Below are 24681 nucleotides of genomic sequence, written 5' to 3' on the forward strand. Positions count from 1 at the left end.
TGTCCTCACCAAAGTTCGGAGTCGCTTCATCCAGAGCTCGTTTGAAGTGCTCGCTAGCTGCAGATGCTTCTCCTGCGGCAATTTGTATCTGCCCAAGTAGGTTCTGTATATCTGGCGAGCCGATAGGGCCTCCTCCGATTCTGGCCATCGTCCGATGCGCCCTCTCTGCGTAATGCCTTGCTTGAATCAGTTGACCCTGACCCACTAGAAAGCTGCCGGCGCTCATGTAGAGCTCGGCTGCTCCAAGCGTTTCGTCGTCCGCTTCAATCTTTGTGATCAACGAGTCGAGATGCGGCATGAGGCTACGACGCCAACGTGTCTTGAAACCTTGCTCGGGGTCTTCAGCGCGCAACGCCTCACGCAGAAGGTCTGTAGCGGTACACGAGGAGTCGAATGTTCCGTGTCGGCGACGGGTGAATCCTGACCCTCTGACGGCGGATCAAATCTGACCCTCTGTGGTGGTACATCCCTCCTGATCTTGATGAAGGTCAGGAGGAGAGAGGGTGATTCCTGTGGAGGACTGGGCAGAGATCCGCCGCCTGCACCGTGCCGAGCACATGCCGATCAGGGCGATCGCGCGGCATCTGGGCATCTCGAAGAACACGGTCAAGCGGGCACTGGCCAGTGACCGGCCGCCGAAGTACGAGCGGACGCCGAAGGGCTCGGCGGTGGACGCGGTCGAGCCGGCGATCCGCGAGCTGCTCCAGCAGACGCCGACGATGCCGGCCACGGTGATCGCCGAGCGGATCGGCTGGGAGAAAGGGATGACGGTCCTCAAGGAGCGGGTGCGGGAACTGCGGCCGGCGTATCTGCCCGTCGACCCGGTCTCGCGGACGGTGTATCAGCCCGGTGAGCTGGCCCAGTGCGACCTGTGGTTCCCGCCGGTCTCGGTGCCGCTGGGCCATGGGCAGGCCGGGTCGCCGCCGGTGCTGGTGCTGGTGTCGGGCTACTCGCGGATCATCGCCGCCCGGATGCTGCCCTCCCGGCAGGCCGGGGACCTGATCGACGGGCACCCCCCGGTACTGGGATGCTGTCTGAGCGGCCAGTGACGATTTCCCCACGCCGCCGTATCCGGTGATCACAGCAACCGAACCTGGTGGTCCGTCGAGGATCGCCTTCAAGTGCTCTTGCTCGCTGACTCGTCCCCTGAACACCGGGCTTTCGCCGCTGTGCAACCCGAACGCATCGGGGGGAGCAGGCACCGCCTCGGCCGGCTTCGGCGCGCCCGCCGCAAGGGTGATCTGAGTGATCGAGGCATTGTCGCCGATGGAGACGACCCCGGTGTTGTTCCCGACGAACACGGACCGTTCGAAGCGCTGGTCCACACCTACCTCTGGATGGTCGCGTTGTCGCCCGTGGAGATGATTCCGTCGTTGCGCGTGACGGCGACGGAACGCGCCCCCGTGGCCTGAGCCATCACCCGCGATCCGGCCAGGAGGGTTTTGAGGTCGGATGCCAAGTCGGCGTCTTCCTCGAGGACCTTCTTGATCTGGGCGCGCAGTGCGCCGCGGAAGTCCTCGTCGTCGAGGGCGCTCGCTAGATCCTGAACGGCAACATCGATGCGGGGACGCAGGTCCTCGTTCCTTCGCAATCGTGCGAGCAGCCGTTGTCCCAGGCGCACGGTCTCCACGGCTGCGGCGTCTTCGGCCCGCACCAAGACGTTCGCTCCGTAGGCGGCCACGGCCGCCGTCAGGCTCGGCATCATCGCATCGACGAGCGACGGATCCACACAATCCTCCTGGAGGCTGATCGAGTGCGTAAGTGCTCATCACTGTATCGAACAGCCTTGATGCGCAACGTTGTTGAATCCGAACCGGCGCGTGGGTCGTCGGACGTTTACGCCGAAAGCCGCCACGGCAAAGGGTGGCGGCCTTCGAGAGGTAGGCAGGAGCCGGAGGCGTCAGTCGGCGAGCAACTTCAGGACCAAGGTGGAGAGGGTGAGGGCGGAGTGCAGGCCCGTTACCTCGATGACGGTGGGGTGGACGATGTGGCTCCATTCGCCGGTCAGGCCAGGCCAGGTCGCGAGCAGTACCTCGGATGTCGGCAGGCCGAGGTAGGCCGTGACGTTCGTGCCGCTGTCGTGCGTGGGGGTCCAGCTCAACAGGATCCGGCCGGGCGGTACGAGGTTGGGGCGATCGGCCTCCAGCCAGCTGATCGTGAGGGCGTGGTCGGGGTTGTCGGACACGTGGTGGACGAGCGCTCCGCGTATGCCGTCGGGCATCGGGCGAGTGGTCAGAGTCCGGAGGGCGACAAGGGACGGGCACGCGGAGGTGGACGGGGGAATGATTCCTCCAGCAGCAGATCGATCACGGGCGGAGTGCTGCCCCGTGCGGGCTGAGCAGTCCGCACGGGGCAGCACCACGACGGGCGAGAGATCAGAGAGTGGGCTCCGGGCCGAGGAGCGCCGTGGCGAACGCCTTGATGGCGGTGGGCGGGACGGCGGCGTCGAAGTCGGCGTGCCAGACCTTCTTGCCGCCGGGGGTGCGGCGGGCTTCGAAGGACCAGCCGCTGTCCGCGCAGCGGACCGTCAGATGGCTGCCGGGCGCGGTGTACACACCCTCGACATCGGTGTCGTACGCGGTCCAGCCCGGGCGGTAGTGGAAGAACTCGGTCACGACGTATGCGGCGTCCTGCCCGTCGAGGTACCACGGCTCCTGGTCGTCGCCATCGGTGGCGGGATGGAGGCCGGGGTCCCAGTTCTCCTCGTGCCACCCCAAGGCGTCGCCGACGGATCGCGGGAGGTAGCCGTGCTGTCCGTCCTCGGCGATGTACACGGCCGGGCCACTGTCGCCCTCGCCTTCGACGATTCGGCCGATGACATGGGCGAATGGCCAGTCGGGGTTGATTGCGAGGAGTGCTGGGCGGTCGGGGTCGAGAGTCTGGAGCTGGTGAATGAGCTGGCCGACGGTCAGCAACCGGGACACGGGAAGACCTCCTACGGGAAAGGGGCAGGGGCGGGAGAGAACGGCGTGAGGCTCAGCTGGCGTCGAGGCGCAGGAGCCAGCGCAGCACGCCCGGCCTTGGCGGCTCGGCGGCGTGGTGGATGGCGAGGTGTCGCTTGCGCTCGTTGTTGACGTAGGTCTTGACGCCCCCGGGGAGCTTCCAGGTGCCGCACTGCAGATGGACTCGAAGTGGTCGCGGCGCCGGGGCAGTTGGGGCAGAAGGGCTCGCCGGACGAGTGCTTGTGAGACGGCTGGGAGTGCGACCCGTCCTTGTGATGGGCTATCAGGGGGCGCGGTGGCGGGCCAAGACAAGCCGTTGTGGAGAGGGCATAGGGAGGGAGCGGTCGGCCCAGAGACGTCCGGGCCGACCGGATGACGTGGCGTGGATCAGGCGGGGGTGAGAGTGAGATACGCCTCGGTGCCTCGGGGCAGCTGGTAGCGGTCGACCGGGTTCGGGTCAGCGAGCGCGGTGGTGAAGGCGGCGAGGATGCTGGTCGGCGTGGTGTCGTCGAAGGAGGCCGCCCACTGCGCCGGGGCGTTGTAGTCGAGACGGGCGGTGGCCAGCCAGCGGGCGGGCGCGTGGTCCGAGTGACCGTCGCAGCCAGGCACTTGGTGGGTGAAGCGGGCCTGAAGTCGCGGCGCGTGATACGTGCGGGACGACTGCTCGGTCGGATCAGGAGACCATCCGGCAGCAGCGAGTGGGGCGACGACCGTCGCGTCATCGGCCTCGGTTCGGGTGGGGTATCGCAGCGCCTGTTCCAGGGCCGTGTCCGGGGCGGTGGCCAGTGCGCTGATCACCGGCAGGAGGATCTCTTCGGGTGTTTCGTCGGTGAACAGTGCGGTCCAGGCCAGAGGGCTGAGGGCGTCGCGGCGGGCCCACAGCCGCCACAGCACGCGCTGGCCTTCGAGGCGCGGCACGGTCTGGGCCTCGGGGAGGAATTCGAGGGCCAAGCGCTGGCTGGGATCGAATACGCGCGTGTTGTCCATCCACGTCGCAGCGGTCCAACCGGCGTCGGTCAGGGTCTGGATGACGGTGCCCGCGCCGTCCTCGCCGGGGCCGGCGAGGTAGCGCGGGGCGATGCGGTACAGCGGCCGTTCGGCGTGGTCGAGGAGGGTGGGTGCGGGCGCGGTCGGTGTGTTGAGCATGACGTGAATCCCTTCGTTGACCTGGGACCTTTCCGAGCCGTCGTACGTTCCCTTGGACCGCGCCGTGGTCTCAAGCGGGTTGCGCATGATTTGCGTCTGCCGTGGGCGAACTGGATGTCGGCCCGTACGGCGAAACGCCGTCGCGGCGGATCCGGTGCGCTGTGACTGAGCGCTTCAGTTGGCCGGTTAGCGTTCGAGTGGCCAGTTGAGTATTCCGGAGAGATACGTCGGCGGCTGGAAAGACCGGCAGGGCACAGGCCAGTCCCGGGAGGCGTGAATCCGGATCGGGATACGCTCAGTGTTCGTCACCGTTCGCGTTGGCTGCGGAGACAGGTGATTGGGCCGGGGAGTTCAGGGGGCAGGACGGTGGATGCGCTAACGTTTGCGTCCGCGCTCGTGGCGTTAGCTGGCGCAGCGACGACAGCGGTGCTCGGCTACTGGACGCAGCGGCGCCTGCGCCTGCTGGAGCAGCGGAACCTGATGGACTCCTACGGGGCCTCGCTGGCCTGGTCCGCGTACGACCTGCAGGCCAGGTTGTACAACATTCTGTACGGCCATGATGTCGATCTCTCACCGGGGCCTTCCCGCGGTTTCATGACCGCCTTTCACCTGCACGGCACGCTGGAAGAGCGGGAGTACGTGCGCCGCAGCACGGTGTTCGTGCTCGCCGAGTATTTGGGATGGGTGGAGATCCTGCGGCGGGACATCCAGTTCCTCGACCTCGGTCAGTCACGGGCCAACCAGCGTGCCGTGACGATGATCTCGTCCATCGGCACAGCTTTGAACCGCACTTCGGCTCACAGCAATGTGCTGCGCCTCTGGCGCGCCGAGCAACGGGCCATCGGAGAGTTGATGGTGCATCCGCAGGGAGAACCAGGCCGACGCAGGTGCCTGGGTTACGCCGAGTTCTGCGAGAAGCTCGATGGCGACGAGATCTTCCGTCGCTGGTTCGCCCCGCTGCTTGCGGACGTTGACCGGCTTGCAGAGGACACTGCACCGGCTGTGTCCCGACTTGCCGAACTCCAGCAGAAACTCATTGCCTTGATCGACGTGCTGGATCCAAAGGCCGAGCGTTTCCCGCAGTTCCGTGAGCTGGCCAGGTCGGCAATGAGCGTCAGACCGGCCAACTGAAGCGCATAGTCACATGCGCCGCGGGACGGTGAACCTGACCGGGCGATGGTGGCCGTGTGCGGCGCCCACCGTGTCGGGAGGGCACAAGACTGGGCAAGGCGTGTCGAGAGAGGCGACGTATCAGGCTGCGGCCTGGGTCGGGCTTGCCCCGCAGGCTGTACGGTCAAGGCGGATTGGGGACACCCGGGCGGTTGATGCCTTCCTCGGCTGGGCCGCGTGGCATCGCAAGCACGCCCTCGACCCCCGTCACCGGCCCCACGTCATCGTCCATGACGGCTGGCCCGAGATGGTCTGGCACCGCTGGACCGGGTGGAATGCCGATGATCCCCGATGGAGCACGCAGCTGCTCGACACCACGCATCGACCGGTCGCGGAATCCGTGGACCGGATCGAGCAGTGGATCAACGAGCAGCGTCAAGCACACCGGGTCGGCCGACTCGCTCTGAGCCGCAAATGGGCTTCATGATCCGTCACGGCCGTTGTGCTCGGTGAGGTGAGGGGTGGCTCAGGCTGCGTCGCGGAGCGGTGACTCCGGGCGCGGGGCGCAGCTCGGAGAGTGGTTGGAGTCGGTGTAGGCGGCGCGGTGGTGCCACAGTCCGCGGAATCCGAGTGCGGTGACCGCGATCTGCAGCAGTACGCAGGTCAGCACCAACGCCGGGATCCGTTGGGGCGGCAGGACTGCGACGATGGCTCCGGCGAGCGGGTACGGGGCGAGGATCGCCAGCAGGGTGACGGCCAGGGTGGAGGCGAACACAGCGGGCGGGATGAGTCGGGCGCGGGCGGTGCGCAACACCACGCTCAGCACCCCCTCGCCACACAGCAGTACTGCCAGCGCGACGCCGTAGAGCAGCGCGGAAGGGGCCAGGGCGGCGGTGAGCGCCGCGACCGACAGCGCAGCTGCCCCGGCAAGGCCGGTGGCCCACAGGCCGTACCGGTCGATGGCTTCGCGGGCCGCAGCGATCGCGAGTAGCGACGGGACGGTGGCGACGCTCCACACGGTGCCCGCAGTCACGGTGGAGACCTCGAAGTCGTTGGTCAGCGTGATCGGAGCGCTGACCTGGAGGACACCGGAGATCAGACCGCAAGTGGTCATCGACGCCACCAGCCAGGCCAGGGCGGGCCGGGCCGCGATCACTCGGCAGCCAGTAGCCAGTCCGGCCCAGGGCGTGGACGACCGCTTCGGCCGGCTGTCCACCGCCCGCAGGGTGGGCGGCAGGCCACGGGCGCTGACGGCGGCGACGAGGGACAGCGCGGCGAGCACGGTGAGCAGGACCGTGGGTCCGGCGAGCAGCAGCACTCCGCCGAGGAGAGGCCCGGCCAGCAGAGCGGACTGGTCGATGCCGACCAGCACCGTCTGAACCAGGTGTGCCCGGTCGGCGGCGTGCCGGCTGGCTTGCGCGCCGAGCGACTCCACGGTCAGGAACGAGACCTCGGTCAGCATGCCGGACAGCACGCCGAACCCCATCACGACCGCGCTTGCCGCGCTGCCGTCCCCCAGGAGGAGGGCGATGCCGGTGGTCACGGCCGCCAGGGTGCGCAGCACGGAGACGTAGGCGAATACCCGCTCCGGGCGGTGCCGGTCGACGAGCGGTCCGGCGCCGACCATGGTCAGCAGCCGGGGCAGCCATTCCAGCAGGAACGCCAGACCCGTCAGGGCTGCCGAGCCGGTGGTGGTGAGGATGATCAGGGGCACGGCGTACATGACGGTGGTGCCGGCCACGCCGTCGGCGGCCCGGAGCAGGTAGCAGCGGGTCAGCCAGCCCGAGGGCAGTGCGGACGTGGTGGTGGGGCGGGGCATGGAAGGACTCCAGGGCGAGGCGAGGGTGATGGGGGGAAGAGCGAGGACGAACGGCGTCAGCGGCTCGCGTGTGGAGCGGTTCGGCTGGTCTCGGCCGACGGGAGGTGGACGGGGGCCAACTGCGGCGTGATGGCAGACGTACGTGATGCGATGGCCGCTTTCGAAGTGGTGGCGGGGTCCCCACGTAGCTGGGCGATTTGGAGCGTGTGGCGGCAGGGAAGGTCGGCTACCGACGCAGTTCAGGCCGAGCTGAGTTGGGGTGGACGGCGGGCTGCGGGGCTTGCGGCGCTGGAGAGTCGGCCGAATGTGCTGGGCTCGGCAGAGTGGTGCGGGCGCGGGCAGCCACGGCGGGGGGGCTGGTCGAGGCGCTGCGGAAGGCGCGTTCGACGGCCTGGGTGACGGCGGTGCGGCGGACATCGAGCGGGGTGGGCTTCGCTGGCGGCGGCGGTTCGACCGGGGTGAGCTGGACCAGGTCGCGGAGCCCGCGCGGGATGCTGGGCTCGTAGCGGATGACGGGCGCGGGGTCGGCCATGGCCGCGGCGGTGGCAGTGACGAGGTGGGCGGGGGTGCGGGTGGTGAAGGTGGCCTCCGCGCGGGTTCCCCAGCCCGGGGGGCCGGACCACAGCAGGCATTGCTCGTCCTCGGGGTCCTGGCAGCGGAGGTCGAGGAGGATGCCGGCCTGCTTGTCCGGGGCGATGATCTCCACGGTGCCGATCTCGGCGCCCCAGTCGCGGGTCCAGCCCGCCTCGGTCAGGGGCCTGGTCTGCTCGTCCCAGCGCATCGCAAGGGGCGCGAGGAAGCGGTCGTTGCCTTGCTGGTAGTCGCGAGCCACGGCGGTGGTGAAGGCGGTGACGATCTCCGGCGGCGTGTTCTGGTTGAAGGTGGCGGCCCAGCGGCGAGGGCCGAACGGGTCTTCGTAGGCGGCGATGTGCCACAGGATGTAGTCGTCGCCGAAGAAGCCGATCCGCAGCCGCCCGTCAGGGGAGACGAAGACGTCCTTGCCCAGGTCGTCGTCGATGTGGTGGTGCGGCCAGTCCAGGTCGACGAACGGCTGCAGGCTGGGGTCGTCGTCGGCGCCGAGCGATCCGGCGAGGTACCGGGGCGTGACGTGGTACGTCCGCCAGTAGTCGTCGTCCTCGGGGGTCGGCATGGGCGGCTCCGTGAGGTGTGAGGGCTGGTGAGGTCAGCGGCGAGATCGCCGGGGATTGGCGACACCCGGATGTGTCACTGGCGCTGCGGCTGGTGCCGCCGATGCGCCTGTGACCAGGGGCCCAGCAGTCGTGCGGGCACGTGCGGCAGTGACGCGCGGGGACGTGGCGGGCCGGGTGGTGAGGTACGGGAGGTTGCGCTCGGGCAGGTCGCGCCGGTTGCGGCGGACCGGTGCCCGGCTGGAGAAGGCGTCGGCTGCGGCGGTGATCAAGTGCAGCGGGGTGGCGGAGGTGAAGTCCGCGTGCCAGCGGGGCCCGTTGGCGGCCTCGACGCCCGCGTACATGGTTCGTTCGGCGGAGACGTCGCCTTCCAACTCATCGTGGAAGTCGGCGTCGTACTGGCGCAGGCTGAGGTAGGCGTGTCGGTCGGGGGAGTGCTGGTACTGGAAGAGGGCGTTGGCCTCGTCCTTCCAGCCGCGGGCGATGAGGACATCGCCGGGGGCGATGGGGGTGTAGTGGGGGCCGCCGGGGAGGAAGTCCTTGTGGTCGTTGCCCAGTCCGTGCATGAGGGGGGTGGTGAAGGCGGAGACGATCTCGGCAGGGGTGTTGCGGGTGAAGGTTGCGATCCAGGCCGGGATGGCGAGGGGCTCGCGAGACCAGGAGATCTTCCAGCCGCCGTAGCGGGACGAGGGCAGTTCGGCGATCTGGGCGCGTAGGCAGGGGCTGGAGAACACCCGGCCGGTAGGGGTCTGGCTTTCGGCCCACCCGGGTGCGGCGCGTAGGGGTTCGATGATCAGGGCCGGGTTGCCGGGGCCGGCGAGGTAGACAGGTCCGACGAGGAGGTTGTCGTCCTGGGCGAGTGGATGCTGGGGCGCTGAGGACATGGGCGAGCGCCTTTCGGAGGTGGGCGAGGAGGCGCCGCTGCCAGTGCAGGGGCGCGATGGCTGTGGGTGGGCGGTGCCGACGGGACTCTGTGCGGCGGCATGGAGCGGTTCACCGGGTGTGCAGGGGACGGGAAGCGGCGGTCCATGCAGCGGGTATGGCCGATTCGGATGCGGGAGCGTGGGAGAACAGCCCCTGGACGGCCGTTGTCGTACGACGAAGTGCCGCTGTGGCGCGGGCGCTGACCGTCTCCTGCACGACCGGGGCGGTGATGTGCGCTGGCGCCGGGGCGGTGGTGGGGCCGGGAGACCAGGTGTTCAGTGCCTCGTAGACGGGGCCGACGGCGGCACCGGTCTCGGTCAGCTCGTACCGGCCGTGGCCCGTGCGGGCCAGGAGCGCGTCGGCTTGCATCCGCTGCAGGCGGGCGTAGGCCGACCCGGGGCGCCCGATGGGCTGCTGCAGCTCGGTGAACGATGCCCGCGGGCGCTGGGCCAGGAAGTGGAGCACGGTGGTGGTGTCCCGTGGGCGGAGCCGGGCGAGCGCGGTCTCGATTCGCTCGGCCTCGGCGGTCGGCCGGTCCGTGGGGAAGTGGGCGCGTGCCCAAGAGGTGAGGGCTTCGTAGACCGGTCCCAACTGCCGGGCGGCGTCGGTGAGCTGGTACTGGCCGCGCCCGGTCCGGTCGACGAGGCCGTGATGCTGCAGGCGGGGCATCTGCTGACTGAGGCTCGTGCCCGAGATCCACGGGAGAGCGTGTCCCAGTTCGGATATGCGCAGGTGATCGTGGCGCTGGAGAGTGAGCAGCGTCCAGGTGGTCCAGCGCGGGGAGAGACGGGCGAGGGCCTGCTCCAGGTGGCCAGGGTCGGCGTCGGTCGGCCAGAACGTCATGTCATGACTCCGTGATCAGGGCGGGGCGGGACTAGGCAGCGGCGCCGAGGAAGGTCTCGGTGCGCAGGCGGTTCAGGAGTGCGCCGAGGCGCTGGTTGCTGACGCGGATGCCGTGGGCGCGCAGAGCGGGGCCGAGCGTGGCGCGCGTCAGGTGCGGCGAGCCCGCGGCGATCCGTCGGGCGAGCGGCAGTAGTTCGTCGAGGTCGTGGTCCGCACAGATGCCGGTGGACGCTGCGCAGGGCAGCGGCGGCGGAGGCTGGTGGGCGCCGAGGAGGTCACCGAGGGCCCGGGCCTCGGTGATGTGCCGGGTGGTGAGGGCGTGGATGTCCTGGGCGAGGTTGAGTAGGCGGGTGGTGCCGTCGATGGTGCTGTCGTGGCCTTCGTCGAGGAGCTGACGCACCCTCTGCCGGGCCTCGGTGAGCCGGGCTGCCGTCTCCCGCAACCCGCCGTAGAGGTTCAGGGCGGTGGAGAGCACGGGGTCGTGGTCCCGGCCGGGCCGGGGGATGGTGTCGTACGTCAGATGCTGGATCGGCCGTCCGTACTGCCGCTCGATGAGGCGGCTCGAAGAGTCCAGGGTGGTTGGGTCTGTCATTGAACGGGTCCTTTCGGTCGGGACAGGGATCGGGAGATCAGCGGGAGCGGTGATACGCGGGTGTGGCGGCGGGCTGGGCTGCCGGGTCCGGGTCGGCGAAAGTGGTGGGGTGGCTGGTCAAACGGCAGCACCCGGGGCATCGAGCAGACGCTGGACGATCGTGGGCAGGCTTTCGGCATCGGTACCGAGCGCGGCGTCGGTGTCGGGGCCGGTACGGACGTACTCGGCATCGGTCAGCAGCCCTTCGAAGATCTCGCGGCACAGATCGGTGAAGAGCAGCGAGGCCGCAACCGCCGACGCGGACACAGCGACGAACTCGCCGGCGTCCAGGCTGCCGATGCGGGCCGCCTTCTGTATGGCGTCCCACTCGGTCGTGGTGAATGCGATCGCCGTGCCGACGGCGTCGTCCGTGTCCGTGGTTGCGGTGGGCTGCGCGCTGGAATCGGGGCTGATTCCGGCGCGGTCGCACACCGACTCGATGGCGGTGATGAACTCCGCCGTCGCCTCGTTGAGTTGGCCGTTGGCGGCGGCCAGGCAGGCGAGGGTGAACAGCCCGGCCGGAGTCTTGGGCAGCGGGTCGCTGAAGTAGGCGTCGAGTTGCTCGGACAGGGAGTGCAGGACGGGAGTGGCTGCGGCCAGCGGGCCGAGGAACGGAGCCAGGTAGGGGCGGGCGGACGTGCCGACGGCGGGGCCTTGCGCGGTGAGTACGGAGCCCACCTGCTGCGCGGCCTTGGTGAGCAGATCGGCCAGGGCATCGCGGGTGGCGGTCATGCGTGGGCCTTTCGTACGACGGGGGATTCCGCGGTGGTGCGCGGGCGGGGAGCGTCGCTCGGGGACGCCGAGGTGGCGGGCACGCTGCGGAGATGCGGGGAGCGAGCGCGGGCGGCCTCGGCCTGGCGGCGGAGCGGAGCGGCTTCGGGCGTGGTCTCGGCGTCTCGGTTCAGGCGCTGGGTAGCGGCCCGGTAGACTGCTCCGGCCTCGCGCTCCCCGGCCGCGATGAGGTAGATCTCCCGGTCGTGGCGGCTGCCCGCAGGGGCGTTGCGGAACTGGATCACCAGGCGCCATTCGGCCTTCGGGTCGACGTAGACCTTGTGGCAACCGGCGAGGCGGCCGACCAGAGGTGCACCGCGTTCGTTGCCGTGGACGAGGTGCTGGAGTTCCAGCAGCGCCAGATCACGAATGTGGTCGGGTACTTCGCGCAGATCGGCGAGGGCTTCGGGGTGCGCGGCGAATCCGAACCTGGCCCGGCTCACGAGCGGCCTCCTCGACGGTGCGACGTTGTACCGGCCGACGGCGCGGGAGCTGCGGGAGGCGCGTGCACTGAGGCAGTGGTTGCCAGCCGGCTGGTGGTGGAGCGGGCAAGCGCGGCCCGGGTGCGCCGGTCGGCCGAGATCAGGTGCTCGGGCGGCTCGGGCAGCGGGGTGTCGCGGTCAAACAGCCACTGGTTGGCGCTGGTGCCGTCGCGGAAGGCGCCTTCACGCAGGGTGTAGGTGAAGGCGTCGAGGTCCGTCTCTTCCAGGAAGATCCTCACCGGCAGATCGGCGGCGCTGGGGTCGCTGTCGCGGACCATGACCCACGTCTCGTACGGGACAGAGTCGCGGGTGTAGTGGTCTTTGATCTCGTACCGGGTGCCGGAGTGACGGATCTGGCGCTCGACGCGGGTGGTGAGGGCGTCGACGGGCTCAAGGTACTGGTCGTCGGGCAACTGGAGGGCGTCCGGCGGGCAGCCGCGGCCCGCCAGCCACAGCTGGGCGAACGGCACGGTCGGCTGGTCGGCCTGCTCGATCCGGAAGGTACGGGCGGTGAGGTCGCGGGTGATGTGCAGGGCGATGAACTGGGGCGCCCCGGGGATGCCCCAGGTGGCCGAGCCGTCATGGATGACGAAGAAGCTGTGCTGTCCGTCGGGGGTGTGGTGTTCGGCCAGGGTGCCGAAGAGGTCGTCCCACCGTGCGATGTCGCCTTCGGCTTCGGCGGCGGCATCGTCGGCGGGGGAGAGCCCGTCGAGGCGGTAGTTGGGGGTGTCGGGCATGCTCAGGCCGCCAGTTCCAGCTCGGTCGGTTCGGGGGCCGGGGTGGGCAGGAGCCGGTGATGGGGCCGGTTGGGGCTGGTGGTGCAGGCGGCGAACGGCCCGTCCGGAGCGCGCAGCTGCAACCAGGTGGGGTCGAGGTGGTCGCGGTGCCAGACCGAGGGACCGGCGAGTCCGGCCTCCACATCGGTGAACTGCTGCCAGGCCAGCCACAGCGCGTGCAGCCGGGCGACGGCTTCGGGGTGTTCGTGCCACTGGTGGCACCAGGGGCGGCTGGTGGTGATCTCCCGCCCGTAGACGGGCAGCAGGAGATGGTTGACCCAGGCCGTCAGGGCGTGAAGTTCGACGCCGTACGCCTGGTTGTCCAGTGCCAGGATGAATACCGAAGCGGGCCCCGGGTCCCCGGCTGCCTCTCGAACCGGGTCCGGTTCGCCCTGGGGCTCGTTGTCCTCCTGCTGGGGACCGTGGTCCTCCGCGTCATCGCCGGCGGGGTGGGTGTCGGAGCCCTCGGCCTTGAGCCGCTCCAGCATCCGGCCTTGGGCTTCGGTCGTCCTGACCAGCCGTTCGAGGGTCGCGGCGAGGTCGTCGAGATCGTGGTCGGATACGCGTATGGGCTCGTCGGCGCTGGTGGCTGCGGGGTCGCTCATGGAGGGCGTCCCTTCGGTCGTGGATGGGATGTGGAGGGGAGGGCGGCGGGACAGGACGACGGAGGTCCGCCGGCGCTGCGGCGCGGGAGGGCAGGAGGTCTGCGGGGCGGCATGCGGCTCCGTTCGGGCGTGGTGTGGCTGCCGAGGGCCCAAGAATCCGCAGGAAGTCGGATTTGGTGCGGCCGGGAATGTGTGATAGAGCGGTTCACCGCGTGCGGCAGCGCGGGCAGGCCGGGAACGGCGGTGTGAGCAACTCCAAGGCGCGGGTTGCTTGTTGGGGGACGACCCCGTTACCGAGCGCGGTGAGCTGGGCGGGGCGTCCCAGGCCGGGGGTGGCGGTCACCCATCCGTCGGGGAGTCCTTGCATCCACTCCACGAACGCCGGGTTCAGGCGGCCCTGATCGTCGGTGGGACGAGGCGCTGGGCGGGTGAGGCTCTCCCAGCGGGCGATGGCGACGGCGTACGGCCCCCACGGGATGGCAGCCGCTGCGTCTCCTGATCGCTCCACAGCGGCAGCACCTCCGCTGACGACGGAGGCCGGAGATTCCGGTCGGGCGTGCTGGTGCCGGTGGCCTTCCGCGTCGCCAGCAAGGAGGCTGCTGCCGAGGGGAGAGTGAGGTCGCCGTTGCCGTGCCGTTGGTTCGGCGAGCCCTTGATTCCGTCCGACGCCTTCGGAGTCGGCAGGAGCAGATGCTCCACCTCGTCGGCCAGGTTCGGGCCGTGCCCGCCCTGCTTCCTCTTGGCCGGGTGCTGGGAGCCGCCGTTGGAGCCGAGATTGCTCGTCGGGGTCTTCAACAGCAGGCGATCGCCGCGTGGGCCAGGCGGTGAGGAATACCCGTTCGCGGCGGTGGGGTGCGCCGACGTCGGAGGCGCGCAGCACGCGCCAGCGTGCATCGAACCCGAGGTCGGCCAGGGATCCGAGTACGGCACCGAGTGCCCGCACAACAGGCTGGCCTGGGGCGTCTCCCAGACACCACGGGCAGGGTTCCAGGTCGCCAGGGGGACCGGCGGGTGAGGAGAGGAGTCCGCGAACGTTTTCGATCACCACCAGACAGGGGTCGAGGATGGATATGGCATGGGCGATGTGGTGCCACAGCCCGGAGCGGGTGCCTTCGGCGAGTCCGGCGCGGCGGCCGGCGACGGACACGTCCTGGCAGGGGAAGCCAGCTGTCAGCACACACGCCCTTGGCACCTGGGCCCAGTCGACGGCTGTGATGTCGCCGAGGTTGGGCACCCCGGGCCAGTGCCGGGAGAGGATCTGGGCCGCGTCGGGATTGATTTCGGCGTGCCAGGCGAGAGTGCCGCCGAGCGCGGCCTGGACGCCGAGGTCCAGGCCGCCGTATCCGGAGCAGAAGCTTCCGATCAGCGGCTCGCTGCGGCCGGGCACATCAACGTCCGTGACGGGACACCTGACCGGTAGCGGGAGGAGTTGGTGCTGCTCGTGTCGGTGTGCTGTTGGTGGCGGCGCTGGAGTCGGGGACCGTGGTACGACTGCGGGCGGCGGCTGTACGGGGCAGGACGGCGCCGGCGCGGTCGGTCTCCAGGTGCAAGGCATGTGAGGCGTCCTGGAGCGCGGTCCGCGACTGGTCGAGCCGGTCGTGGATCACGTCGACTGCCGAGTTCCGCATGTCGGCCAGGTCGGGGTTGACCGGGTGATCGGCGTACTCGTAGAGCAGGCCCAGCTGCTCGTACGCCTCGGCGAACTGCTCTAGAGCGCGTGCCGCCGGGGCTGCGGCCCGGGCCAGGACACCGACAGCACGGCGTTCCTGTGGGGTGCGGTGGCCGGGCTCGGCGATACGGAACAGGACCTCGTCGGTGAGACCGCCGACGAGGCGGCCGAGGGACTGGAGCTGATGGGAAGCGGCCGTGAGCGCGGGCAGACCGTCGCCGCTCCGCCGGGCGGCGTCGAGGCGTCGGCGGGCGGCGGTGAACTCCTCCGCCAGGGCGTACAGGGTGCGGGAGTCGGCGGCGGTCAAGACAGGCGGGGTCATGAAGGGCTCCGTCGGGGTGGATGGGCAGGGGAAGCCACGGCGGCGGACGAGCCGGCCGGTGAAGCAGGTGATGGGGGCGGGTGCGGCCGACTGCGGGCGCGGGCGGCATCCGTACGGGCCGGCGGAACACGGCCGACCGACTGCGGTGCGGATTGCGAGTCGGGGACGCCGCTGGCGGTCTTCCAGCGGCGGCGGATGTCCTCCAGGGGACTGAGCGCGTGCAAGGCAAAGCCGATGAGACGGCCGGGGGCGAGGGACTCGTCATCGGCGAGCGCACGCACCTGCCGGGCCGCACCGGCGGCGGTACGGACCAGGGCGGCCCGCACGACCTGCTCACCGAGATAGTCGGCGCTGCCACCGGCAGCGCGGGAGTCGCACAGGCGCAGGACGTCCTCGGCGGTGAGCGCGCCGTCTCCGAGGGCGCCGCGCCGCTGGGCCTCCCACAGGACGGTGACCTCGTCGACCGGCTCGCCCCGGTGATGCAGCGCGCCCAGACAGCGGTAGATACGGCCGTGTCCCGGGTCGGCGAAATCCTCCGGCCGCAGCCAGCCCACCAGTTCGCCGAGCGCGTCGGGGTGCGCGGTGAGCACGCCCAGCAGGTACTCCTCGTCGGGGAGCTGCTCCTGGGAGACCGGCGGCGGGTTCGCAGCGGCAGGCTGGGGCAACGGCGAGGCCGGTGCCATGGGGCGGGCGTCGGTGCCCCAGCGCCGGGCGAGATCTCCCAGGACGTCGGTGAGGACCTGGGCGTAGTGCAAGGTGTCCTCGGCGCTGCCGCGTACGGTGTCGGCGCGGGCCATCTGGTGTAGGCGAGTGGCATGTTCGGCGACGGTGCGGTGGATGGCGCCCTCCAGCACCATCCGCCCGTAGACCGGGGCATGCGCCGGGCGCGGGCATGCAGCGATCAGCGTGTGCAGGTAGACCGCGGTCAGGCCCCGCACCCCGGTGCTGTTCACCTCGGCGATGGCGGCATCCATCCACGCCAGCCGTTCGTCATTGCTTGCCGTGGGAGTGGTGGGCCAACCCGCCGTGCGGCCCTCGGCGGCGGGCGCGGTGGGCTGTGGGACGGCACCGGGATGTCCGTCGGAATGGAGTTGGAGTAGAGCGGCGTACAGCGCCGCATGGTGCGGGCGGTAGAAGTGACCGGGCCGCAGCCACTCCGAAAGGCGGGCAAGCTGGCCGGGGTCGAGCAGCACGGCGCCGAGGACTGCCTGCTCGGCCTGAAGCAGCGGCCTCATCGCCGAGCCTCGTGACGGGCAGCGCGTGCGGTGAGAACTTCGGCGACGGCCCGGTCGGCTGCGGCCAAATCGGCGGCGAACCGGTCGAGTTCGTCCGTGAAGGCCGGGTCGCTGGCGAGAAGGGAACCGGTGGAGGCAACCAGCCACCAGTGACCGCCGCGCCGCACGGCCGGGGTGCCGGCCAGGCGCTCGGTGGCGCGGGGGGAGGAAAACGCTGGCGTACGCGGAGGCATGACACTCCTGATGAAGAAAGGACGGAAGAGCAAGGGAGGACGCGGTGCGCTATGCGGCGACGTCGAAGTCGTCGGCCACCGGAGTGCCGGAGCGGCAGGACCAGGGCGAGCAGCCCTCCACCGCACCCTGTTCGAACGCAAGCTCCACATCGGCCGTCGCTTCGTCGAGGTCGGCCTGGCACTGGGCCCATTCGCGGGCGGTGACGTGATCGATCGGGGCCTGGTCCAGCGGCACCCGAGAGCGGTGCAGGAACGCCTGGCCGAGCAGTCGCTTGCCGTCGGCATTCGCGCGGGCATTGCCCGCACGGATCGCGGCGTCGAACTCCACCACGTCCCGCCACTCCTCCGGCGAGCCATCGCGCAGGGCCCGCCACTGCGCGTTGCCGTGGTACGGACACCCCAGACAGCTCGACTTCGGCGTTGATCCCAAACCCCGGGTACGCAGCAGCCGCATGCAATCGTCCCTGGTCAGACCGAGATCGAGCAGCGGGAAGACGTTGCGCATGTACGCGACGTCGGCGTCCTTTGCCCGATGGAACTCATCGACACTGATGCCGATCCACTGCTCCACGAAGATGCCCTTGGGTATCCGCGCGGGGTAGGGGTAGCCGAGCAGCGCTCGGATCTGCTTCTTGATCGGCTTGACCTTGTACTCACCCGTGCACTGCCTACGCGACATCCCGGCCCCGCCATCCGGGTTGAGAATGTGCAGGGGCATGCTGGCGAACCGGTGGTTCGGGTCGAGCGCGTCGCCCCCGATGTTGCCGGAGGACACCCGCAGGATCGGGATCTTGGCAGGGCGCGCGATCTCCCGCTCGATCCTGTCGAGATGTTCGTAGACGGCGCGCGGCTCCCAGCCGGTGTCGGCGAAGACCGCGAAGTCGAGCTTCGGCAGGAGGCCCTCGGCAGCCAGGATCAACAGGCTGCTCGATTGGACCCCGGCGCCGAGGGAGAGCACCCGTAGCGTCGGCGAACCGGTGGTGCCGCAAGGACCTGACGTGGAAGCGCTGTTGGGCTCGGAAGCAGTGCCCCTTGAGCGCTTGTCGGGGTTGCGGCCTTGAGCGGTGTCCGGGTTGGACGGAGACATGCGGAAGTCCTTCTGAGCGCAGGGAGGGATGGCAGGAGCAGGGAGGGATGGGAGAGAAGAAGGCGGCGGTGGGTTACCGGCTGCGGCGGGGAGCGGTGGGCGGCACAGGGTGCGCTTCGGTTGACGTCGGCGCAGGGCTGGCCGTGGTGACGCTGGGCGGCCGGGCGGGGGAGGTTGCGGTGGCCGCATGGAGTCGGGAGTTGCTGGGCTGCCGTGCTCGACCGGGTGCCGGTGCGAGTTCGGTGCGTGTGTCGAGGCTGGTGGTGCGGGTGGCTTGGGCGGTGTCGGCGAAGCGGCGCCAGGCGTACTCGGATCGGTCGCGGGCCCAGTCGTCGGCGTGGGTGACGAGGGCCGGGGCGAGGGCGCCGACCTCGGCTTCGGGAACGGTGCCGAAGGCGAGCAGCTGCCCGCCGTCCGACCACAGGTCCAGGTACCAGTCCTCGCCGACCGGGTACGCCTTCACATGGGCGCCCGAACTGTCGGGCTGGTAGGCCCAGAAGCCCTTGAGGTCGGCCCAGCCCGGTCCGGTGAACGGCGGGTCCGGTGGTGGCGGAGTCGGCTTGGGGGTGGCCCGGTCGGCCACCGCGAACAGGTCGGTCGGTGCTTCGTCGTTGAGCGCGTTCTTGACCAGCCGGAGCACGTCGTCGCCGTTCAGCCCCTCCCGGCTGTCCAGGAGGCCGACAATGTGGCGGATCGCGCGCAGTGTCTGCCGGGCGCTTTCGGGATCGTTGAGTTCCGCGGGATGGTTCGGGGCGTTGCGCAGCTGGAACCGCACGCGGTCGGCGGCTTGGCGCAGTCCTTCCATCTGCCGCGGTCCCGGCCGGTCGGGAAGGTTCTCGATGCGGTAGAGGACCGCGTTGAACGGGCGCATGTACTCGTTCACCGCGTGATGGGCGTAGCGCTCGGCGTGGTCGGTCAGGGCCCGGGTTGCCGCCTTCCGAACGGCGTCGTCGTGCTTGCGTTGCTCCGTGAGCAGGCCCATGTATCGGTCTCGGGTGTCGATCTGCTCGCGCAGCACCGACTCGTACGCCGCGTTGAGCAGCTCCAGGTCCGACAGATCGGCGGCCGGTTCCCCGGCGGAGGCGTACTGCTCGCGCAGGGAAACCACACGCTCGGCGGCGGGCTTGTTCCAGACGCTCATACCGCGGTCTCGAAGTCGTCACGGCCCAGGGACTTCGACAGGGCGCGTTCGGTGATCGCCTTGGTCGCGCGGGCTGAGGCGGCGCCGAGGGGACCGGCGTTCGGCTCCTCGTACCAGGGTTTGAGGTTCAGCAGCGCTGGGCGGATGCCGGTGGCCAGCAGCAGCGCGGTGCCCTTGGGCAGGGCCCGGATCGCGTCGGCCGGAAGGATCCGCTCCTGCCGCATCGAAACGGACCTGGACCTGCCGGACTCGCTGTGCGAGACGGAGACGGTCTGCACGTCGTGGTCGCCCACCAGGCGCGAGAGCTTGTCCGCGAAGTCGGCGTCGTCGATGCCCGAGCCGATGAGTTTGACGGTGGCCGCCGACCACAGGGCGTCCATCCCGGCCTCGCCCCACACCCGTACGCCCTGGCGGTAGGACTGCAGGATGGTGACGGGGATGACGCCCCGTGAGCCGAGGTGGGAGTACAGGTCGGGCAGGTCCTGGATCTTGCAGACGTTGGCGGCCTCGTCGAGGATCGCCAGCAGGGGCGGGTCGAGGCGTCCGCCGTCGCGCTCGGCCTGGACGACGGCGGCGCGCATCACGGCGTCGGCGGCTGCCGCGATGATCGCCGAGGCGGAACCGCCGCCGTCCTTGGACAGCAGGAACAGAGTGTCGCGGCTGGTGGCGAACGCCACCGGCCTGAACTCGGGCAGGTGCGGCGCCGGGGTGACCCAGGCGGCGATGCCCGGGTCAAGGAGGCAGGCGGCGTACTGGCGGGCGGTTTCGAAGATGCCGTCGCGGGTCTCGACGGCTCCGGCGACGGTGCCCTGGAGCTGGGCGGCGACCGCGTCGAGACCTGCGTCGACCAGGATGTCGATGGGCGTACGGTCGGCGGGCGAGGCGAGCCACGCCAGTACGTCGGTGATCGGCCGCCGAGCGCGGGCGGCGGCCAGGAACAGTGCGGTGAGGGTGTTGGCGGCGGCCGTCGACCAGAAGTCGCCCTGGGAGGACTCGTCGACGGACGCGGTGACGAAGTGACCGGCCAAGCGGCGGGCGCCGGCGAGGTCATGGGCGTCGGAGAGGATGTCCCACCACACTTCGCGCGGGGCGTGTGCGATCTGCTGCGGGTCCAGCGTCCACACGGTGCCGGCTTCGGCGCGGGCGTCGAGGGTGGCGGTGTAGGCGTCGCGGGCGGCCTTGTTCGAGGTGAGCAGAACCGGGCCTGGGGCGCGGAGGATGGCAGGGATCGCGAGGCCGGACGTTTTGCCGGAGCGGGGAGCCATGATCGCCAGGAGGACGTCCTCCCACGAGGAACGTATCTCCTTGTTGCCGGGATTCAGGGTGCCGAGCAGGATGCCCCGGTCGTCGGGCGCGATCTGCTTGGCGTTCGTGTCTTTCAGGCTGGGCCGGAGGTCCTTGGCCTTCGCGCTGATCTCCTTGGGCAGCAGCCCGGAGAGATCACGCTGGTCGGCCAGACCCTTTCGGTTGCCGTGCAGCCGCAACCAGAGTTTCGCGCCGGCGGCGGCGGTGAGCAGGAGCACCAGGGCGGGCAGTACGTAACAAGCGGTGATGACTGCCGGGCGGGGAAGGTGAGGCCAGAGCTGCTCGGGATGGAACAGCGGGGTCGCGGGATCGTAGACGGACCATCGGCCCGAACCCGTAACGAGAGCGGTGAGATTGCCGCACAGCCAGGCCAATGAACCGCCGACAAGGCCGAGTCCGGCGATGACGAGCAGGAGATAGAGGAGGGCGTCGGTTCCGGTGGTGGTCGAGGGCGTGCGTGAACGTGCGGATGGCACAGGAGACTCCGGGAACGGTGACAACGAAGGGAAGGGGGCAGGAGAGTGGTTCTTCTTGCGGTCATCGGGGGCTCCTCAACGGATTGGGCGCGGTCGGCTGGCTGGGGTGAAGGCGCCGCACGGTGTGATTGCGACTGTTGTGAAGGCAGCCGGCATCGCTGGCGACGGCCGTCGGGGAGACGGCACGTACGGCACTGGCTCGGGACGAGACCGGGCAGCTGTGGCGCTGCTCACGAAAGAGGCTCTGGAGATCAGCGGGGGCGACGGGCGGGCTGGGCGGTCGGCTGGGCAGCGGTGTTGTCTGGGGCGGCCCCTTGCCTACCGCAGGCGGGCGTATTGCGGGTGGCCGGTGAGGTGGCGCGAGCGGCGCTGGTGACAGCCGTCTCGTCGTAGGCGGCGACCTGGGCCTGCCGGCTCTGCTCCTGGGGCTGCTGGGTCGGTGCGGCCGGTTCCAAGGCGCGGAAGCCGATGGCGGCGCTGTCGAGATCGTGGCCGATCTGGGTGAGCTGCTCGGCTGCGGCGGTGAAACGGTCGCTCAGTTCGAAGCTGCTGCCGTCTTCGTCGAAGTCGTTGCACTTCTCGGCCGCTGCTTCCAGAACTTCCTGAAGGCGGATCAGGATGCCGTCGGCAGGATCGAGGATCTGGTCCAGGGCTTGGGCTGCCTGTTCGGCGGTGGTGGCGGCGTTGACCCGGTCGGTCAGGTCGAGCACCGCACGGCCAACGGCGTATCGCCCGAGGGGGTCGGTGGGGGTGGGTGCCTGGGGCGGGTCGGGGTCCAGCCGTGGGTCGATGTCGACCTGGTAGCGGGCTGCCCGAAGCATCTGCGCCGCGTACCCGGCAACGGCCGCTCGCTCCTCGGTCGAACTGCTCAACGGCATCCGGTGGCGCAGACCGTGCCAGTCGTTGATCTCGGTGAATCCTGCCCGGCGGAGCAGGGTAGCAGCCAGGGCGTCGGCGCCGCGGGCGCTGACCCGGCCGCTGGGCTCGAGGGCGATGGTGATCAGGGGTTCAGGCATAGCGGTTACTTTCGGTCGAAGGGAGGAGCGCGGCTATGGAGTGGAGGATCCGGAGAAACGGGTGCTTGGTCCGGCCGGATCGGAGTGGTAGAAAGTCCGGCGCCGAGCGCTACGCGTACGGGTTCTCGGTGGGCCGGCCGTCGTTGGTGGCGGCCTGCAGAAGCTCGGGCAGGTCAGCGGGGTCGGCCTCCCTCTGATCGATCCACCACCCGGCCCGTGTCACGGTCCGGGCAGCGTCTTCGATGGCCTCCCACTCGGGTTCCGTTGTGTCGCCTTCCAGCACGAGGGCGGTGTAAGCGGCGGACATCAGCTGGTGACGGCAGCGGTTGCCCCACGCCACCGCCCGATCGGTCCCGTCGAGCCGTGGCATCCGGTACTGCTCGGCCCACGCTTCGGCCTCGGCCTGTTCCTCGGCGCGCTTGTTCTCCAGCCACGTCGCCTTCTCCTCGGCGTCGTTGTCGCGGCTGGCCTTCCAGCAATCAGAGCAGGCCCGTCCGGCGAGCCAGCGCGCGTAGCCGGCGCGGCGGTCAGCGGGACGCTCGGACAGATCGACAGTGGTGGCGTGACCGCACGGGTGGTGCTCGACGGTCCATTTCGTCTTCACGGCCATGGCGGTGGTACTCCTTCGCGAGGTGGTGAACGGGCGGGGCGGTCAGCGCGTACGAGCGGGACCGGCCGGCGGAGAGGCTGCCACCGGGGACGGTGTGGCAGCGGTGGGCGAGTGGGCCGGTCGGTGCGGGGAGGCCGCCACGGCAGCCTGGGCACGAGCCCCGTACCTGGGCAGAAGGTCTTCGCGCGGGCGGGCGGGAGCGGCGGCCAATGGTGGGGCGTCGGCTGGGATCAGGCCCGGCATGACCGCCAGGTCGACTTCGACGTCGGCTATCCGGTCGCCGAGGAAGGCCACATGGTTGGCGATGGTCGCACCCGGGAGCCGAGTTCGCGTCCCTCGTCGGTGCCCAGGCGCTCGCACCAGGTGGCCGTCGTCTCGATGAGCTGTTCCAGCTCGCCCATGGCGCCGAAGTCCTCGTCCAGCAGTTCCTGCAGGATCTCGGCGGCATCCATCGCACGTTGACCGTGTGCAGTTCCGCGGTCAGCGCGGTCAGAGACTGCGCCGGGACGGCCTTCCGAGCGGACGTGCCGGGAGACCGCGGGGCGGGCGGGGGCACCATGAGGCGTGGATCGGCTGCCACCGACAGACCCGCGTCCTGCAGTACGCGGGCGGCACCGGTCACCGCACGCAGGACCCGGTTGTACGGGGCGTCGCTCGGCAGGAAGTACAGCCCCGATTCCGGGTACTGGCGGAAGTGGTGCTTGCGCAGGACCCGCTCCGTATGGGGGTTGCCGGCGGCGACTTCGGCGACGACACCAAGGTCGGGATGGGGGCCGAAGAAGATGTGGGGTGCGAGGCGCACAGAACGCGCTCCTTATATATGGGGCTGTTATCGGCTGGGGGCGGGCGAGGCAGAGGGAGCCTGGGGCGCGTGGGACGGCGTGGGGCTGTTGGCTGTCGCAGGCCGGGAAGTGGCGGAGTGCGCGGGAGACGGGGTGGTGGCGGCGCGAGCCCGGCTCTCCCGCTGGGACAGCGCCGTGGTCGTGGGCCGTGGTGGCAGGGGGCTGTCGAGGTCGAGGAAGTCGGCGCCGGTGAAGCCGAGGTCTACGCTCAGCTCGGTGATTTTGTGGCCAAGGCGCCTGCAGATCCGGGCGAGGTCGGTGCCCTCGTCGCCGAGGTGCCGCTCGCACCACTCGGCGGTGGCCTCCAGCAGCTGGTGCATCTCCGGCATGACGCCGCCCCGGTCGTCGAGGAGGTTGTTGAAGACATCGGCGATGTCGGACGGACTCTGCGCCTGAATGACGCGGGATGTCAGCGCGCGGATGCCGGATATCTGCTGCGGCTCCTGCAGGTGCGGGTCGGCGGCGACGGTGTACCCGAGGGCTTGCAGGTCACGGACGAGCTGAACCATCGCGCGGCGGTCGGCACCCCTGGGGAGGACGAAGATGTCGAGCTCCTCGTGGTGGTCGAAGCCGGCGGCGCGCAGCGCGGCTTCGGCTTGCGACAGTCCCTCGGAGACGGCCGCCACGGTTCCGAACGTGGGGTGAAGACCGAAGGCGACGTCGGGTTCTTTTGCCATTGCAGTGTGCTCCTGGGGTTCTGGGAACGGAGGTGCTGATCAGCGGGAGCGGTGCCCTGGCGCCCGCAGCCCGGCAGCCGGTGATGCAGCCAAGGAGCGGCTCCCCGGGACGTCGGTCGCCGCACGGCCCGGGAGACGCAGGGCCGAGCGGGCGGGAGAGACAGCAGTGGCTGCCCGTGCCCGCGGCTCCGGCGGCGGCACTGGGTGGTTATTGCCGCGAACGTGGGCGAAGGCCGCGAGCGCACGGTCGGTATCGGCGAGCCTGGTTTCGACGTACCGCAGGTCGTCCTCGCCGTAGAGCAGGACGCCCTCGCCCGTGGCGGGGTAGGTGCCGACGGCGCGCAGGGCGCCTTCCGGATCGCGCAGTTCATCGAGGAGGACCAGGCGGCCGGAAGCGATGTCGGAGGCGAGGGCGCGAGTGTGTGCGTTCGGCTCGGACGGACTCTCGACCGGTTCGCGGTGGCGGTTGTGCAAGGGCCGGGGTGCCAGCGAGTCGGGCTCGAGATCAGCGTCGACAGCCACTTGGTAGCGCACGATGCGCAGGCTCTGCACGGCCTGGCGGGCACGGCGGATCCCGTCCCGGTCGGGCTCGGCCAGCGCGTACAACTGGCGGCGGCCAGGAACGGGCTCGAAGCCCACGCGCCGCAGAACGTGGTCGATGACAGGGGTGTTGTGCCGGTTGGCGGCCACAATCCCCAGGTCCGGGTGGCGGCCGATGACTATGTGCGGATCGTCCATGAGGGTGTCTCTTCTGGCGTCGGGAAGGTCAGCGGCGTCGCGGCGGGCGCGGTGCGGAGGCCGGCGGGGCAGAGACCGCCGGGGCGGTGGCGGGTGGCGGCTCGGCCACGTGTTGCCGTCTGGGTGACGGCGC

Annotated in this window: 27 protein-coding genes and 2 pseudogenes; 2 read left to right on the forward strand and 27 right to left on the reverse strand. The window is 70.1% G+C overall.

All coding sequences use genetic code 11. The features are described 5' to 3' along the window. The coding region (locus ACFSL4_RS18765; protein ID WP_381084035.1) for a tetratricopeptide repeat protein at positions 1–298 on the reverse strand (298 nt) is incomplete at its 3' end. A 205-nt stretch (positions 299–503) separates the two neighbouring features. Between ACFSL4_RS18765 and ACFSL4_RS18770 the strand changes: the two are divergent. After that, positions 504–1010 (forward strand): annotated as a pseudogene (locus ACFSL4_RS18770) (helix-turn-helix domain-containing protein); the annotation flags it as partial. 317 nt (positions 1011–1327) lie between these two features. Here ACFSL4_RS18770 and ACFSL4_RS18775 read toward each other — a convergent pair. The 4 genes from ACFSL4_RS18775 to ACFSL4_RS18790 form a co-directional block, all read right to left on the reverse strand. Next, entirely contained in the window at positions 1328–1729 is a 402-nt protein-coding gene (locus ACFSL4_RS18775) for a hypothetical protein (RefSeq protein WP_381084037.1), read from the reverse strand. Between the two features lie 171 nt (positions 1730–1900). Further along, positions 1901–2221 (reverse strand): hypothetical protein, encoded by a 321-nt coding sequence (locus ACFSL4_RS18780; RefSeq protein ID WP_381084039.1) that lies wholly within the window; start codon positions 2219–2221, stop codon positions 1901–1903. Between the two features lie 154 nt (positions 2222–2375). After that, complete coding sequence (locus ACFSL4_RS18785; RefSeq protein ID WP_381084041.1) at positions 2376–2924, reverse strand: DUF317 domain-containing protein; 549 nt, start codon at positions 2922–2924, stop codon at positions 2376–2378. Positions 2925–3329: 405 nt separating this feature from the next. Then, a complete protein-coding gene (locus tag ACFSL4_RS18790; RefSeq protein ID WP_381084043.1) occupies positions 3330–4088 on the reverse strand; it encodes an SPDY domain-containing protein in 759 nt (252 codons plus the stop codon). A gap of 366 nt (positions 4089–4454) precedes the next feature. Here ACFSL4_RS18790 and ACFSL4_RS18795 point away from each other — a divergent pair, with 366 nt between their 5' ends. After that, a complete protein-coding gene (locus ACFSL4_RS18795; RefSeq protein WP_381084045.1) occupies positions 4455–5219 on the forward strand; it encodes a hypothetical protein in 765 nt (254 codons plus the stop codon). A gap of 505 nt (positions 5220–5724) precedes the next feature. Here ACFSL4_RS18795 and ACFSL4_RS18800 read toward each other — a convergent pair. From ACFSL4_RS18800 to ACFSL4_RS18905, 22 genes and pseudogenes are all read right to left on the reverse strand, one after another. Further along, positions 5725–7017 (reverse strand): MFS transporter, encoded by a 1293-nt coding sequence (locus tag ACFSL4_RS18800; protein ID WP_381084047.1) that lies wholly within the window; start codon positions 7015–7017, stop codon positions 5725–5727. Between the two features lie 226 nt (positions 7018–7243). Beyond that, positions 7244–8167: an SPDY domain-containing protein gene (locus ACFSL4_RS18805; protein ID WP_381084049.1), complete on the reverse strand. Its 924-nt coding sequence runs from the start codon at positions 8165–8167 to the stop codon at positions 7244–7246. A 33-nt stretch (positions 8168–8200) separates the two neighbouring features. After that, complete coding sequence (locus tag ACFSL4_RS18810; protein ID WP_381084051.1) at positions 8201–9049, reverse strand: SPDY domain-containing protein; 849 nt, start codon at positions 9047–9049, stop codon at positions 8201–8203. 109 nt (positions 9050–9158) lie between these two features. After that, entirely contained in the window at positions 9159–9932 is a 774-nt protein-coding gene (locus ACFSL4_RS18815; RefSeq protein WP_381084053.1) for a winged helix-turn-helix transcriptional regulator, read from the reverse strand. Positions 9933–9963: 31 nt separating this feature from the next. After that, the gene (locus ACFSL4_RS18820; protein WP_381084055.1) at positions 9964–10524 is read right to left on the reverse strand and encodes a hypothetical protein; all 561 of its coding nucleotides are present in this window, start codon (positions 10522–10524) and stop codon (positions 9964–9966) included. 117 nt (positions 10525–10641) lie between these two features. After that, positions 10642–11295, reverse strand: coding sequence for a hypothetical protein (locus ACFSL4_RS18825; RefSeq protein ID WP_381084057.1), 654 nt, complete (start codon positions 11293–11295; stop codon positions 10642–10644). Then, the gene (locus ACFSL4_RS18830) at positions 11292–11777 is read right to left on the reverse strand and encodes a hypothetical protein (protein WP_381084059.1); all 486 of its coding nucleotides are present in this window, start codon (positions 11775–11777) and stop codon (positions 11292–11294) included. Before ACFSL4_RS18830 ends, ACFSL4_RS18825 begins: the two co-directional genes overlap by 4 nt. Continuing rightward, positions 11774–12553, reverse strand: coding sequence for a glycosyl hydrolase (locus ACFSL4_RS18835; RefSeq protein ID WP_381084061.1), 780 nt, complete (start codon positions 12551–12553; stop codon positions 11774–11776). The genes ACFSL4_RS18830 and ACFSL4_RS18835 overlap by 4 nt, the downstream gene beginning before the upstream one ends. Before the next feature lie 2 nt (positions 12554–12555). After that, positions 12556–13197 carry a DUF4913 domain-containing protein gene (locus tag ACFSL4_RS18840; protein WP_381084063.1) on the reverse strand — a complete coding sequence of 214 codons (642 nt, stop codon included), beginning with the start codon at positions 13195–13197 and terminating at the stop codon, positions 12556–12558. Between the two features lie 387 nt (positions 13198–13584). Then, positions 13585–13992 (reverse strand): hypothetical protein, encoded by a 408-nt coding sequence (locus tag ACFSL4_RS18845; RefSeq protein ID WP_381084114.1) that lies wholly within the window; start codon positions 13990–13992, stop codon positions 13585–13587. A 16-nt stretch (positions 13993–14008) separates the two neighbouring features. Then, a pseudogene (locus tag ACFSL4_RS18850) lies at positions 14009–14584 on the reverse strand (DNA cytosine methyltransferase); the annotation flags it as partial. Position 14585: 1 nt separating this feature from the next. Next, the gene (locus tag ACFSL4_RS18855) at positions 14586–15188 is read right to left on the reverse strand and encodes a hypothetical protein (RefSeq protein ID WP_381084064.1); all 603 of its coding nucleotides are present in this window, start codon (positions 15186–15188) and stop codon (positions 14586–14588) included. Then, a complete protein-coding gene (locus tag ACFSL4_RS18860; RefSeq protein WP_381084066.1) occupies positions 15185–16423 on the reverse strand; it encodes a DnaB-like helicase N-terminal domain-containing protein in 1239 nt (412 codons plus the stop codon). The genes ACFSL4_RS18855 and ACFSL4_RS18860 overlap by 4 nt, the downstream gene beginning before the upstream one ends. After that, positions 16420–16656: a hypothetical protein gene (locus ACFSL4_RS18865; protein ID WP_381084068.1), complete on the reverse strand. Its 237-nt coding sequence runs from the start codon at positions 16654–16656 to the stop codon at positions 16420–16422. The genes ACFSL4_RS18860 and ACFSL4_RS18865 overlap by 4 nt, the downstream gene beginning before the upstream one ends. A gap of 49 nt (positions 16657–16705) precedes the next feature. Then, on the reverse strand, positions 16706–17578 hold the full coding sequence (locus ACFSL4_RS18870) for an adenine nucleotide alpha hydrolase family protein (RefSeq protein ID WP_381084110.1): 873 nt from the start codon (positions 17576–17578) through the stop codon (positions 16706–16708). Positions 17579–17816: 238 nt separating this feature from the next. Beyond that, a complete protein-coding gene (locus ACFSL4_RS18875; protein WP_381084070.1) occupies positions 17817–18884 on the reverse strand; it encodes a hypothetical protein in 1068 nt (355 codons plus the stop codon). Then, positions 18881–20665, reverse strand: coding sequence for a type IV secretory system conjugative DNA transfer family protein (locus ACFSL4_RS18880; RefSeq protein WP_381084072.1), 1785 nt, complete (start codon positions 20663–20665; stop codon positions 18881–18883). Before ACFSL4_RS18880 ends, ACFSL4_RS18875 begins: the two co-directional genes overlap by 4 nt. 251 nt (positions 20666–20916) lie before the next feature. Beyond that, a complete protein-coding gene (locus ACFSL4_RS18885; protein ID WP_381084074.1) occupies positions 20917–21681 on the reverse strand; it encodes a hypothetical protein in 765 nt (254 codons plus the stop codon). Positions 21682–21790: 109 nt separating this feature from the next. Beyond that, complete coding sequence (locus tag ACFSL4_RS18890) at positions 21791–22291, reverse strand: hypothetical protein (protein ID WP_381084076.1); 501 nt, start codon at positions 22289–22291, stop codon at positions 21791–21793. Positions 22292–22560: 269 nt separating this feature from the next. Further along, complete coding sequence (locus ACFSL4_RS18895; RefSeq protein ID WP_381084078.1) at positions 22561–22743, reverse strand: hypothetical protein; 183 nt, start codon at positions 22741–22743, stop codon at positions 22561–22563. Between the two features lie 377 nt (positions 22744–23120). Next, the gene (locus ACFSL4_RS18900) at positions 23121–23810 is read right to left on the reverse strand and encodes a hypothetical protein (RefSeq protein WP_381084080.1); all 690 of its coding nucleotides are present in this window, start codon (positions 23808–23810) and stop codon (positions 23121–23123) included. Positions 23811–23849: 39 nt separating this feature from the next. Continuing rightward, positions 23850–24548 (reverse strand): hypothetical protein, encoded by a 699-nt coding sequence (locus ACFSL4_RS18905; RefSeq protein ID WP_381084082.1) that lies wholly within the window; start codon positions 24546–24548, stop codon positions 23850–23852. Positions 24549–24681: the final 133 nt, after the last annotated feature.

Source organism: Streptomyces caeni (assembly GCF_042678285.1).
Lineage (GTDB): Bacteria > Actinomycetota > Actinomycetes > Streptomycetales > Streptomycetaceae > Streptomyces > Streptomyces caeni.

Bases quoted from the DNA above. Each gene is read 5' to 3' on its own strand.
- ACFSL4_RS18780 (WP_381084039.1), bottom strand. From the start codon at position 2,221: ATGCCCGACGGCATACGCGGAGCGCTCGTCCACCACGTGTCCGACAAC.
- ACFSL4_RS18790 (WP_381084043.1), bottom strand. From the start codon at position 4,088: ATGCTCAACACACCGACCGCGCCCGCACCCACCCTCCTCGACCACGCC.
- ACFSL4_RS18800 (WP_381084047.1), bottom strand. From the start codon at position 7,017: ATGCCCCGCCCCACCACCACGTCCGCACTGCCCTCGGGCTGGCTGACC.
- ACFSL4_RS18805 (WP_381084049.1), bottom strand. From the start codon at position 8,167: ATGCCGACCCCCGAGGACGACGACTACTGGCGGACGTACCACGTCACG.
- ACFSL4_RS18810 (WP_381084051.1), bottom strand. From the start codon at position 9,049: ATGTCCTCAGCGCCCCAGCATCCACTCGCCCAGGACGACAACCTCCTC.
- ACFSL4_RS18815 (WP_381084053.1), bottom strand. From the start codon at position 9,932: ATGACGTTCTGGCCGACCGACGCCGACCCTGGCCACCTGGAGCAGGCC.
- ACFSL4_RS18820 (WP_381084055.1), bottom strand. From the start codon at position 10,524: ATGACAGACCCAACCACCCTGGACTCTTCGAGCCGCCTCATCGAGCGG.
- ACFSL4_RS18825 (WP_381084057.1), bottom strand. From the start codon at position 11,295: ATGACCGCCACCCGCGATGCCCTGGCCGATCTGCTCACCAAGGCCGCG.
- ACFSL4_RS18835 (WP_381084061.1), bottom strand. From the start codon at position 12,553: ATGCCCGACACCCCCAACTACCGCCTCGACGGGCTCTCCCCCGCCGAC.
- ACFSL4_RS18840 (WP_381084063.1), bottom strand. From the start codon at position 13,197: ATGAGCGACCCCGCAGCCACCAGCGCCGACGAGCCCATACGCGTATCC.
- ACFSL4_RS18855 (WP_381084064.1), bottom strand. From the start codon at position 15,188: ATGACCCCGCCTGTCTTGACCGCCGCCGACTCCCGCACCCTGTACGCC.
- ACFSL4_RS18860 (WP_381084066.1), bottom strand. From the start codon at position 16,423: ATGAGGCCGCTGCTTCAGGCCGAGCAGGCAGTCCTCGGCGCCGTGCTG.
- ACFSL4_RS18865 (WP_381084068.1), bottom strand. From the start codon at position 16,656: ATGCCTCCGCGTACGCCAGCGTTTTCCTCCCCCCGCGCCACCGAGCGC.
- ACFSL4_RS18875 (WP_381084070.1), bottom strand. From the start codon at position 18,884: ATGAGCGTCTGGAACAAGCCCGCCGCCGAGCGTGTGGTTTCCCTGCGC.
- ACFSL4_RS18885 (WP_381084074.1), bottom strand. From the start codon at position 21,681: ATGCCTGAACCCCTGATCACCATCGCCCTCGAGCCCAGCGGCCGGGTC.
- ACFSL4_RS18890 (WP_381084076.1), bottom strand. From the start codon at position 22,291: ATGGCCGTGAAGACGAAATGGACCGTCGAGCACCACCCGTGCGGTCAC.
- ACFSL4_RS18895 (WP_381084078.1), bottom strand. From the start codon at position 22,743: ATGGATGCCGCCGAGATCCTGCAGGAACTGCTGGACGAGGACTTCGGC.
- ACFSL4_RS18900 (WP_381084080.1), bottom strand. From the start codon at position 23,810: ATGGCAAAAGAACCCGACGTCGCCTTCGGTCTTCACCCCACGTTCGGA.
- ACFSL4_RS18905 (WP_381084082.1), bottom strand. From the start codon at position 24,548: ATGGACGATCCGCACATAGTCATCGGCCGCCACCCGGACCTGGGGATT.